Origin of the sequence: Mycolicibacterium phocaicum, assembly GCF_010731115.1 — a bacterium.
GTDB lineage: Bacteria > Actinomycetota > Actinomycetes > Mycobacteriales > Mycobacteriaceae > Mycobacterium > Mycobacterium phocaicum.
Window position 1 is genome coordinate 2301575 of sequence record NZ_AP022616.1, and the last position, 13180, is coordinate 2314754.

5 protein-coding genes are annotated in these 13180 nt (G+C 59.1%); 3 read left to right on the plus strand and 2 right to left on the minus strand.

The genetic code is table 11. The features are described 5' to 3' along the window. Positions 1-287: 287 nt before the first annotated feature. From G6N46_RS11075 to G6N46_RS11085, 3 genes are read left to right on the plus strand one after another with little or no spacing between them, the layout of a single operon-like run. Entirely contained in the window at positions 288-3650 is a 3363-nt protein-coding gene (locus G6N46_RS11075; protein WP_163692722.1) for a helicase-related protein, read from the plus strand. Further along, on the plus strand, positions 3647-5605 hold the full coding sequence (locus G6N46_RS11080; protein WP_163692724.1) for an AAA family ATPase: 1959 nt from the start codon (positions 3647-3649) through the stop codon (positions 5603-5605). The genes G6N46_RS11075 and G6N46_RS11080 overlap by 4 nt, the downstream gene beginning before the upstream one ends. Then, entirely contained in the window at positions 5602-9354 is a 3753-nt protein-coding gene (locus G6N46_RS11085) for an AAA family ATPase (protein ID WP_138248271.1), read from the plus strand. Before G6N46_RS11080 ends, G6N46_RS11085 begins: the two co-directional genes overlap by 4 nt. 367 nt (positions 9355-9721) lie before the next feature. On the opposite strand, the gene G6N46_RS11090 is transcribed toward G6N46_RS11085, so the two are convergent. Continuing rightward, positions 9722-10918: an McrC family protein gene (locus G6N46_RS11090; protein WP_138248269.1), complete on the minus strand. Its 1197-nt coding sequence runs from the start codon at positions 10916-10918 to the stop codon at positions 9722-9724. After that, positions 10890-13163: an McrB family protein gene (locus tag G6N46_RS11095; protein ID WP_234880567.1), complete on the minus strand. Its 2274-nt coding sequence runs from the start codon at positions 13161-13163 to the stop codon at positions 10890-10892. The genes G6N46_RS11090 and G6N46_RS11095 overlap by 29 nt, the downstream gene beginning before the upstream one ends. Positions 13164-13180 lie beyond the last annotated feature (17 nt).

Here is a 13180-nt window from a genome sequence, read left to right on the forward strand (position 1 = left end):
CCAAGGCAATGAGGCGGAACGGTCGAACAGCAGGCGCCCAACACGGCCCATTCAGGTTCTCCCGGCAGCCGACTGCCCGGATTAAGGTGCGGCGGGAAACAAGATTGTGGCCGAAGTTTGCAAACTCCAGCGCGAACGCGGTTAGAGTCGATGACTGTGGTGACGGCACAACTTGCAGCAAACCAGGGCGGGGACGAAGGAACGAACATTATCGGGCCGACCGTGAGTCCGCCGGTGTTGGAGCGCCTCGTCTAACGCCGTTTGCATCGCAGGAAGCAGCTTCAGCCATGAGTTTCGTCCCTTCGTCGGCTACCGATAAAGTTCCGACTTTCGGATACCACCCTGACTATGAGCGCACAGACTTGCCGGCCGACGGCACGAGGTTCAGTCGCGCGCTGGTCTTAGATGCACCTGTCAGCAGTCTCGTCGACCGCGCCGATGAGTGCAGGGTGATGTGGAATCCTGACGTCCCACTACCCGAAGGCATTTACTGGTTCGACGGGATCGAGTCACCGATCCTCATGCAGGTCGCCATGGGCGCATCACAAGGTGATGCCACCGTGACGCCCACTGATTCGATCGACGACAGCCACCCGCTCGCCAATGCGTGGGCATGGGCAGAAGACCTCTGGAACAACGCAACCGTGGTCGCGCCGCCAAAATTCGCCATGAACGACACGGCGGTGACACATCCTGGCGACGTAGACGTCACGATCAGTGGCCGCCAGTTCTTTCCTACCGGATGGTCCTATTCGGTGATGGCCCAAGGCCGTTACATGAACATTGTCGAATCCAAGCTGAGACCACGTCCGCAAATGGACGGGCCGGCGATTTGGGTAACGCAGACTCCAACTCCAGCGAGCCGATTCGGCGCGACCCTGACCCGAGCCAAGCTACTTGGCAAGTTCACCAACACCCTGTTCTCCTTCCGCGCTACTCGAACCACCTTTCGCCCCTATCAGTTCAAGCCGGTTCTCAAGCTGCTGCAGACTGGCAAGGCTCGCCTCCTGATAGCCGACGAGGTCGGCCTCGGTAAGACGATCGAAGCCGGTCTCATCTGGACCGAACTGGAGGCGCGTCAGGAAGCAAACCGAGTCCTGATCGTCTGCCCGTCCAGCCTCCTCAACAAATGGCGGCAGGAAATGGCCGACAGGTTCGAGTTTGAGCTGACTGAGCTTGACACGAAAGGACTCGCCGAGTTTCTCGAGAAGCATCGGCAGAACCGCTTGCCCAGCAGGCAAGCACACATCTGCAGTCTCGAACGACTGCGTAGCTGGGATGGCCTCGACGAACTTAGAGAGATCCCACCAGAATTTGACTTGGTCATCGTCGACGAGGCGCATTCAATGCGGAACTCAGATACCAAATCCTACTCGCTGGGAACCGAACTCGCGGACTGGGCCGACAATCTGGTCTTTCTCACAGCAACTCCTATCAATCTCAAACAACAAGACCTCTTGAATCTTCTGGAACTACTCGCTCCTGAGGACTACGGCGACTTGGGGGACCTGGAGCTGCGCCTGGAACCCAACCGAATTACGAACGCCGTCGCAGCTCGACTGGGCGAAAAAGGAGTAAGAGGCCGAGAGCTCCTCAGCGACTTGGAGAAGTTGTCCTCCACTGCACTAGGCGGGCCTTTGATGCAGCGTCCCGACTTTGCTTTGTTGCAGCAGTTACTCGACACAGACGAACTGACTCCGCGCAATATCGTCGACGCGAAGCGATACCTGTCGGATCTGAACACGTTGTCCACAGTCATTACTCGTACAAAGAAGGTCGAAGTCGACGACCAGAAGGCCAAGCGCAAGGAAGACCGCCGAGAAGTCCATTGGACGGCCGCTGAAGAAGCGTTCTACGCCGAGTACCTCACGTGGTGCCGAGCACGCGCAGACGCCACAGGGCTTCCCTTGTACTTCTCAATGCAAATGCCATTGCGGCTAGCCAGCGCATGCCTGCCGATGGCTCGGCGTGCAGTGCTCGACCCCCTCGGATTCGGTGACATCGCAGATGCTGACTCAGATGCGCCGACCATGCGGATCGAGCCGCATAGCGAACTATTTGCAGCCGCACGCGACCTCCCTGAAGACGTCGATACGAAATTCGACGAGCTAAGCGCAGTCCTCTCCAACCTCTATGACGGCGGTCGCCGCGCATTGATCTTCACATTCTCAGTGCCGACGCTTGGCTATCTCAGTAGCAGGCTGAGTGCCGCTTATCGCGTCGCCGTCATGCACGGTGGCGTAAAGCGGGATGCTCGCCTGAAGATAATGGCCGACTTCCGCGGCGGTCTCTATGATTTTGTACTTGCTAACCGAGTTGCGAGCGAGGGCCTCGACTTCGAATTCTGCTCTGCTGTCATAAATTACGATCTCCCGTGGAATCCTATGGAGATCGAGCAGAGGATCGGCCGCATCGACCGCATTGGGCAGAAAGAAGAGACGATACTGGTCATCAACTTTGTCAATGAAAGCACAATCGACGAACGAATACTCGATCGGCTGCTATCCCGCATCGACATCTTCCAGTCATCGATCGGAGCCCTCGAACCAATTATCGCAGCGAGCGCGCCGAAAATCCTTCAGGCCGGGTTCGACTTTACGCTCACCGCCGATGAGCGGGATCAGAAGGTCCATGAAATGCTGACCGCGTTGGCAGAACAACAGGCCGGACTAGAGGATATTTCTGATGCCTCAAGCTCGCTGCTGGTAACCAATGACGTGGACGTCGCTGGCTTAGAGAAGGACCTTATTCGGACGGGGCAATACATCGGCCAACGCGAGTTGGCACTGCTTCTCGATGATTGGGCACGGACCGAGCGTGCCCCAGGGGTCACCTTCATCCAAGATGGCTCGACCATCGAATTCCGCGGAAACCCAGCGATGTCGGCTCAAATAAACGATCTTTCGCGAGCTGGCCAACGGACTCGTGCCGAGACAAGTTCGCTCGCCAGCTACTTGCGCAACGAACTTCCTATCTCCCTCGCGCTCGATCAAGAATTTGCGCGCACCAGCGGCGGAACGCTGCTAACCGCGACGAGTCCTCTCGCTATGGCGGCGGCCGCCGTTCCAGGCCACCGCCAAGCGCGATTCGCCTCGCTGAAGATCACGACATCCGACGATGTCGTACCCGGCGTCTACATTGTGGTGCTAGCTACAGCACTATCCGCCTCACAGGGAGGCGATGAAGTTTGGGGGTGCGCCGTGAATCGAACGGGACGCGATGAGGGTGAAGGGCCAGTGAACGCTTTGCTTGCCGCACTCGCTGACGGGAGGTTGGTGGACGCGCCACTCCCCGCTGTCGACCGCATCGACCGCTTAGCCGAACGCGCGCTGAATCAACTCCATGTCCGGCATGCCGCCGAACAAGCCAAACGAGACGTCGAGTTCGAAGCCCTGCGCGACGCAAAGCTCATCTCTCTCGAAGCACAACACGAACGCAAAAAGGCCGCGATTGAGAACCGCATCTCGACCGCCCGCAGCCGAGGACGGAACGAGCGGAGTATCGAACTCTTCCGCAATCAGCTTCGACGCTCGGAAGAAAGACATTTACAGCTGCACAGCGAAATCACGATGCAAGCTCAGCCCGAAATTCACCTGGAGCCTCTCGCCGCATGTGTAGTCGCCATTACAACGGAGGGAGCGTCGCAGTGACGACTGATGCCAAGAAAGCGTTGGAGCTGGCAGACGAGCAAACGGCCCAAAAGCAATACCGGAAACTCCTAATTGAAAAGGCAGCCGAGCCGGTAGTTTACAGCGGGCCGGCCAACGGGCGATGGACAGGCACAGGTATACCCACACCGCGAGCGGTGGGCGCTGGCGACTTGCTCGGACGTGTGGCTCTCGTGAAACCCGACCAAGATCTTCTCGACGGCGCGTCCGATTTCTACATCGGCGAGACGCACGCAATTATCAACGGAGTGAACGTATTCGGGTGGACCAGCCCGGTCGCTGCTACATTCTTCCGGGGTACTAACCAACATTACTTATGCAAGGAAGTCGCAGTCGTGCGCGCGCTTATCTCGCGCAGTGGCCATATAATTGATTTTGTCGACGAGACCGTGCGACCTGACGCCCCCGAAAGCCCGTTTCGCAAGCGTGGCCTGAAGATTCCCGCACCACCGACGAAACCAAAGCTGACAGCAACACCAGCATCGATGCCACGAATAATCGAGACCAGCTCGAACTCGAGCGCTCCTTCGCTGGCTCATCAGCCGCCACCCGTTTCAGTCTCGACGGACCCTGCTGACGGCCTTCCGCCACTGCGAGCTGAATCGCTGCTACGGCAGCAGCTAAAGGCACCACGCACAAGAAGCCTGGCACCGGTCTTGTCTACGCTCCAACCTGATCAATACGACCTGGTCACAAGGCCTGCGATGGACAGCATCATCATCGAGGGCCAACCTGGTACCGGTAAGACTATCGTCGCGTCACACCGAGCGGCATACCTGGTGAACGACGAGACCCCACCCGAAAACACGCTCGATGGCACGGTCCTCGTGGTTGGTCCGACGTCTGGTTACTCACGGCACGTCCGCGCTGTCATCACTCGTCTTGCTGGCCCGACTGACCGGATAAAGGTGCTGTCGTTGCCCGAGATAATTAACAAGTTGATCGGTATCAAGCGCGAGCCGCGCTCACACCAAACGCGAACTTGGCACGATGGCGACTGGCATCTGGCCCGGCTGACGCGGTCGGCACTTGCAAGGATCAAGAACGCCGATGGGCTCACACCGACGCCTGAAGCAGTCTATGAGTACCTCCGGACGAAAACTCGAAGCGTCACCACCGACCCAGAGTGGTCTCGATACCTACAGCTCCTGCCGCCGTACAAGGCCGCACTGCTGAATGAGCGCCATGCTCCGTTGATCGCATTCATCAAATGGGAGATTCTCGGCCCACGTGAATTCGCCGGTGTCGAGCACATCATTGTCGATGAGGCGCAAGACGTGACACCGTTAGAGTGGTATCTCCTGGATGAGATCAACGAGGCCGACACCTGGACGATCCTCGGCGATCTGAATCAGCGTCGGTCTGACCACACCCTCACCAGCTGGTCCAGTGTCCTGGAAGTTATTGCCATCGAAGAGGACACGCCAATCCGGAGGATGGAGCGGGGCTACCGCTCCACCAGACCGATCCTCGAGTTCGCAAACCGACTGCTGCCACGCCAGCACCGAAAGCTGGTTGCATTACAGGAAACTGGACCAAATCCGACGATCCTCAAGGTACCTGCCAAAGACCTCGCAACGCAGACTGTCGCTGAGATTAAGCGTCTGACTGACACGCATTCGGCCGGTACCGTTGCGGTTGTCTGCACGTCTCCGTCACTCATCACCAAGGCTCTCCGCGGGCACCATTGGAATAATGATCCACTCGAAGAAGCCCTGTGGCGGCACGACAGCCGCGAGGTGCGCGTGACCACCATCGACGAGGCTCGCGGCCTCGAATTCGATGCAGTGGTGGTCGTTGAGCCCGCAGACTTCCCTCTGAACATCGGCCGCCACGGTCCGCTCTACACAGCACTCACACGGGCGAATCGCGAACTCTCGGTGGTGTATTCACGTTCACTGCCGGATGCCCTTCGCAGCAGGCAGGTAGCAAGGTGATTAAACATCTGTCGATGCGCGTCCCCTGGCGCGACCAACCATGGGATCACAGGGTTTGCGCGCATCCGCTCGACAACTCGTCATGCCTACTGCTCAAGGGTATCGGCGACAAACGAAACGACGAGTACGAGGTCACAAACGCGTCGGGCGACATCGGCGCCCTGACGGGGATTCCATGCCTCAGTGAGCGCGGAACATTTATGTCCGCCAACGGATATCAGGTCACGAAACATCACCCCTATGCCTTCAACCAAGCACTGAAGGATCACCTTGAACCGACCGTGCTCAGCATGCCCGGGTTCTCATTCGAAGCGATCCCATATCGATGGCTGGGACGGGAGACATTCGAATCGGAGTTGTGGCAAGCCTGGCGCACCGACTACGACCCAGACGCTGAGGAAAGAGCTCTGCGCATCATGGGAATGAAGAAGAATGCCTGGATCATGGACGGGAAGAATCAGCAGTCCATCATCCGCTCGTTCTTCGAGCCGGTTCTTCCCCAATCCAGTCTGGTCTTCGTATACCTCAAACATTCACCGCTCCAGGAAGAGCGCACCGACCGGCTGCTAGTAGGTGCGGCAATCGTCGAATCGATCGCGCTCCCAGGATTCTGGACTCAGTCGGGCAATCAACCTTTCGATTCCTCGATGTGGGAGACCAAGGTTGTCCACTCTCTCCGCCCAGACCAGACGCACGGCATTCTGCTCCCTTACCAGCAACTCATCGAGAAGTTCGACGCCGGAGGTGACATATCCCGCGCGCTAGCGTGGGCACCGGAAGGCACAAACAGCGAATTCTCTTACGTCACAGAACATGTCAGCAGTGATGTAGCAATCGATGCACTTGGTTCGTTGCGCTCAGCGGCCGAGGGCATGCAGGAGCTCGGCATCGATGTGCCCGCTCACGCGATCAAGTGGGTTGACTCGCAAGTCCATAGGTTGTGGGACGAACGCGGTGCAACTCCAGGACTTCCCGCAGTACTAGCGCATCTGAAGGTTAAACAAGCGCACTTGATCGCCCGCGAGCTGGCAGGACTCAAATCAGACCCCTGGCAGGCGCTCGAAGAAGGATTCGCTGACGCCGCCGCGTGGCCTCAAGAATTGCAAGGCTTAATCCATCAGTCGGTCGGGCTGCAGTGGCGTCATTTGCCTCACGACGAGCGCACAGTGCTCAAACTCATGTCGACCATGGACCTTCGTCCGTCGCAGATCGAGCTCGTGATGTCAGGACGCGCAGCCGAGAAGCTGGATGCTGTTGAACTGCTGGATGATCCCTATCTAGCTGCTATCTGCACCGCGACCGACACAGAGCCCATCGACATTCGGACGGTCGACCGTGCGATGTTTCCTGCCGCACACGCTAAATGGAGTTCATTGGTTCCGGAGGAATGTCGGATCGCCGATCCGGGTGACCGCCGACGTTTACGTGCGTTCATGGCAGAGGGCTTGAGAGTGTCCGCGCGCGAGGGCAACACCATCGCAAGCGAGCGGACGCTCATCGAGTGGGCGAACGGTCTCAATCTCACCGAACCGCTAGGAATAACCCCCGCGCTCCTCGCCGGGCATAGCCTAGACACCGAATCACTCACCAACCCGTCGGATTGGGAACCAATCGTGGGCGCGCGCCTTGGCAATAATGAGCCGGCGTATAAGTTACCCGCGCTCGAGGACGCCAAACACACAATCCTTGACTGGGTGCTGCCGCGCATTGGCGCGCCGGCCTACGACGTCAAATTCGACGCCCGCGATCAAATCGACAACATCCTCCGAGCCAGCGGGCACGACTCCGCCGTAGACGAAGACGAGGAAGCCGCGAGACAAGAGAAGGCGGCAGGCCTCGCGGAGCTGTACCGATCACGACTATCCGTGCTCATCGGCCCTGCTGGTACCGGAAAGACTACCCTTCTCAAGGCCCTCGCCGACCTGCCTGACGTCGCCAACAAGGGAGTGCTGTTACTCGCTCCGACAGGCAAGGCGAGTGTCCAGCTGAGAACCAAGGTTGGGCGCGATGCTCGAACACTCGCCTCGTTCCTTGTGAAGAAACGTGGCTACGACCCGGACCGCGATGTCTATCGCCCCGTAGATGTAAGTCAGGCGGACGATTTCGGACTCGTCGTCATCGATGAAGCATCCATGCTGACTGAGGAAATGCTGGCGTCGACGCTGTCCGCTCTTGGCACGGTCCATCGCCTCATACTGGTCGGCGATCCGCAGCAGCTACCGCCGATCGGCGCGGGCCGGCCGTTCGTTGATCTCGTCAACCATCTCCGCCCCGAATCCTTCGAGTCAACATCCCGAGTCGGCCCTTCGTATGTCGAGTTGACTGTGTCGCGGCGCCAGGGCGGGAGTAGTCGTGACGATGTACTGCTCGCGCAATGGTTCGGCAACGGCGAGCTTGGCGCTGGCGCCGACGGCGTATGGGAGCGACTACGGGCCGGCACAACGTCAACGCATCTTGAGCACCGGCGATGGAGTGACGGCGGAGTGGTCGCTTCTATCGATAACGCGATCAACGACGTCGTCGACTGGTCTGCGCACGACGATCGCGAGTATGCGTTCAGCTTGAGCTACGGTGGCACGCTGTCCGATGACCGCAAGTACATGAACTGGCGGACCGGCAAAGGTGGAGCGGGCGATCGCGCCGAGAACTGGCAGATTTTGAGCCCATACCGATCCCGTGCCTTTGGCACCGTTGAAATAAACCGGCACATCAAGCGGACTCTGAGGACGAAGGACATCGACCTCGCATTCCGGCTCTACAGTTGGAGAAATCCGAAACCCATTGGACCAGAACAGATTGTTCGCGGCGACAAGGTGATGCAAACACGAAATGACTCGCGACAGAAGGCCTATCCAGAGGGCGCCGGACTTAATTACGTGGCAAACGGCGAGATCGGAGTGGTGATCGGTCGCTGGGGCAAGACGAACAGCTTGCCCGCCAACGTCGAATTTTCGTCTCAGATCGGAGCCACATATACGTACTGGCCCTCCGGCGCAGACGACCCGCCACTTGAACTAGCTTGGGCTGTAACAGTTCACAAGTCACAAGGATCGGAGTTTGGAACAACTATCCTGGTCCTGCCTAATCGAGTCAACGTGTCTCGAGAACTCCTCTACACTGCGCTCACCCGCCAACAAGACCGAGTGGTGATACTCCACGACGGCACTGTCGACGAGCTTGTTGAGTTGGCACACCCTCGATACTCAGAGACAGCCCGACGCCTCACCGACCTATTCGTCGCTTCTACGCCCACACTGATTGAGGTCGACGGCGTGCAGCAGCCGTTCGACAAAAACCTCGTCCATGTCGCAGTGGGCGGCGTAATGGTGCGAAGTAAGAACGAGGTGATCGTAGCGGGCATTCTCGACAAGGTCGTACCCGGCAGATGGCGATATGAGGTGCTGCTTGTTGGGGACGATGGCTCCCAACGACGCCCCGACTTCACCATCAGTCGCCCCTCTGGGACACCGGTATATTGGGAGCACCTCGGCATGATGAACCAACCGTCGTACGCACGGAGGTGGGCCGACAAGCTCGATTGGTACCGAGCTAACGGCGTTCTGCCGGCTCTCGACTCTGCAGGTCAGCCGTTGGAGATAATCGACGAAGGCGCCAACGGGATATTGATATGGACCGACGATTCCAATGGCGTTGACATACCTGCGTGGACTGAGATGGCCCAGGCGGTCTTCGGCTCGCGAACTAGGCGAGTCGAACGGCGTCGCGGAAGCCGCGGCGTTCGTGGGTAGTGAGCCGATTAGGGGTTGCTCGCCAGCGCCGTTCGTTCATATTCGACAACGTAGGAAACAGACACATGGCACGCATCCGAAAGCTCATCGCAGACGACGAACCGGCTCGGTCTCCGCGTACGGAAGTCGACTGCATTTACGGCGTAACTCACGCTGCAGACGGGACCAAACTTCTGAGGCTCGCTACCCTAGGTTCCGAAATGCGTAAGAGTGCTCCAAAACCTAGTCAGATCATCGAGATTGACGCTGACATCGCCCAGCAGCTCCTCGAGGTGATTCGGTCTACGTTTCCGGCAATTCGAGAGTGCTAGTCGCTCCAGTCGTCGTTCATCGAGACGACGACTGGGGCGATCTTCCCGCGGCACATTCACCTAACCATCGCCGATTCACTCGCGAGACTCCGCGCCATTTTATCAATCTGCATCAGCAGCTTGGCCGGAGACAGCGCTAAATCCAAAGCATGGCAATGGATCACCACATCAGACCCGCGCACCGAGTGAGCGCTGACGGGCTCGTTTCCCTTCGCGTACACAAGGTGCCCAACCGACAACCGCAGGACAGTGCAGTACGCCAGCATTTGATACAGGTCGGCATTCGGGTAACCATTGGGCTTTTCGGCCTTGTACTTGGCGTCGATGACCACGCGTGGCTCATCGCCGCGATACCAAACCAAGTCGGGCTGCATATCGATCTGATCCGCGTCGTCCAGGTGTAGCGGGTCCTGCGGAATACATCGTCCCCCTAATTGCCCGAAAGCCTCGCTCAGGGCAGTCGTCACGAAGTCTTCGAAGATTCTCCACATATCGAACAAGTAGCCGGTGACGCTCACGTCGCCGACCTGATGTTCGAAAGACTCTGCAGCAAGGATGATTTCGGCGAGTCGTAGCGCAGACTGATAGCGCGTGTTGAGCCGGCTCGGCTGCCAGCTGGGCAGCGCGGTCCCCCGAGGCAAGACAGCGACGTCGGCGAAAGAGCGGCGCAACCGCAGCAGCCGTCGCCGAGCCGTCTCGCTGAGGCGCGGCACGGTTAGTAGCAGCATAGTCGCCATGAGCAACAGCCGGTTCTCGGCGATGTCGACGGTGAAGTCGTCGTATTCAACGGCCAGCGGCACGGGCAGGCCGTACAGACGCGTCATCTGCTCCCCCGCCAGCATCCGCCCGCGCAGCACCGGTAATCGTTCGGAGATCGTTCGATATCCCTGCAACAGACCCTGCTCGACGGCTCGGGATGCGATACGTGCGAACGCTTCGGCGATCCCGGGAAGCAACTCGTCGGCGCCGGCCAGGTCTACCGGATCATCGCGCCAGATATCCGGATCACGTGCGTAGCCCAGCAGAAACAGCAGGCGATTCAGGTCAGCAATCTTCGGGTGGACCAGGATCTGCCGCTCACCCAAGGACACCGCACCGACCTTGCGGCCAGCGGCCAGCTCATAGATGCCCGTTTCCAGCGTAGGCGTGATGGAAACGAAGCCCACCCGCTGCAACGCCACGTATTCCGATGCGCAAAGCGCAAGACGCTCGGCATCACCGCCTTCAATCAGCGTCAGTGTTTGCGGTGTCATCAGTACCTGAACTCGTTGACGTGGGAGAATCGTCAGTGACGCTCCCAGCCGCCGCGGCCTTCGCTGTCACTGCCTTTCGGATTGCATCGAGCCCATATCGGCTTCGCACATCGATGGTGCGGTCACCGTAGTGGTGCTCTTCCAGCAGCGGCAGAATGTCAGTGCGCCACACCCGTTCTAGGCCCTTCCCACTGCTGGCGAAAACTGCCGGCCGCATGAAATAGGACGGCCCGATCTTGAAGTCGGTGTCAGCGATTCGCGAATTGAGTTCGTCGAGCAGGTCGGCGACCTCAGAGTTGTGTCCCTTGGCAGCCAGCCAACTGCGCAGGATTCCGCTGGTGGGTTGTTCCGATGGGTGCAGCGGTAGGAACGCGAACCGACGACGGATCGCAGCGTCGACGAGGGCGATCGAGCGGTCGGCAGTGTTCATAGTGCCGAGGATGATGATGTTCTTCGGCAGTGAGAAGGGTTCGGTGTTATCCGACGAGTACAGCAGATCGATGGATTCGTCGCGGTACTCCAGCAGGAAGTACAACTCTCCGAAGATCTTCGGCAAGTTCCCGCGATTGATCTCGTCGACGATGAGCACATAGACGGCGTCGGGGTTGTCGGTTGCCCGGTCAACTAGCGACCGTAGCGGGCCCGGAGTGAGCGCGAAGCCTACCTGTCCCCCGTTGCCACCTTGCGGCCGGTATCCCTCGAAGAAGTCCTCGTAGGAGTACGCGGGATGGAACTGCACGATGGTGACGTTGGCCGCATCGGTCAGGTATCGGGCGAGTTCCTTAGCGAGGTAGGTCTTTCCGGTTCCCGGCGGGCCGTAGAAGATGAGCTGAGGGCGGTCCCGGAGCAGGTCGATACATTCCTGCAGCCATTCCTTGGACACATGCAGGCGGGTGGCTAACTCGTCGGAGGCGTCGGGCAGGTTCAACGATGATGCACGAGGAGCCGGCGCGCGGCGGTCAGCGAGCGCAAGCAACGTATCGAGATGCTGGCTGAGATCGAGTACCTCACCTTGAGCGCTCATGCGCGCAGCGACTTCACTGGGCAATTCGACCCATGGCAGGGGCCGATCATGCCACCTCACGGTACGACGCAGGTTCGAGCGGCCGTCGTCGCTCTTCACGAACTCGGCATCGCCGGTGACACTTGCGAAGTACACCTGGCCCTGACTCACGGTGACAATCAAGTCTCCGGGGTGCATGCGCGCGAGGAAGGTGTAGAACTCATCGAACTTCTCTTGGCGGGCAGCATAGCCCGAGGAGCGATAATCCTCCTCCACAAATGCTTTGAGCTCTTCCCGACTTACATCGGAATCGACGGCCCGCAGCAGGCTGGCTGCTAGGGAGACGGTGCCCTTCCTACGCCAAATCGGCACCATGTCTTGGCCTTTGACGTTAGAGCCATGCACTTTCCACGCGTGCTGCACATCGGGAGTGGGAGGCGGAGTGATCTGCTGCCACCGTTCGACCCAAGGGGACGCGTAGAGGTCGACTGGCCCTCCTTCTTCGGCCATGATCGCCTCGTTGATGTCATACAGGTCGCTGTCGACATCGCCGACGGGACGGTCGAGGTACTGAGGGGCGAACGCGTCACGAATCGCGCGGCGTTGCGTCCCATTCACAATCGGCAAGAAAAACTTGGGGAATGCCAAGTACAAGAGTGACTGTCGTTGCGCGGCTTGGCCAGTCGACACGGCGTCGACTTCGGCGCGGAAGATCAAGGGGTCGGCGAGTGCGTCCACCAGACGCTGCTCGGGCAGGGCCTTGAAGTGCTGACCTACTTCGATGAGGTAGACCAGCTGCTTCCACCGGTAGTTCCCGAATGCCTGGCCGCCGTGGTAAACACCGCCAGCTGCGAGTACCTGTTCAACGTCGGCGGGTATCTCGATCGGTGGGGTCGCGAGGCTCAATACCCTCCGCACATGCGTTACCTTGAGCGGCCCGCCAAGATTGGTGAGAGGCAACATATTTGCAATCAGCAGTTCGGCAAACAGCTGGACCGCACCAGATGAGCACGGGGCGAGTTGGAATTTTAGTTTCTCAAAAAAGTCGTCGGGCCCTACGTCGGGCTGGTCAACGTAGTACTGCTTCAGCTCGGCCAGATGTTCGGCCGTCCAGACTGGCTGTCCGGGCGTAAGCAACGAATCATCATGTCCGAAGCCGGATTCGATCAGCCGGCGGCCGATCTTCTCGACTTGCGGTGCTGCTTTCCGGCCAAACGAAGCTACTTCTTCATCGACAGTCACGCTGCATCCTCCTCGTA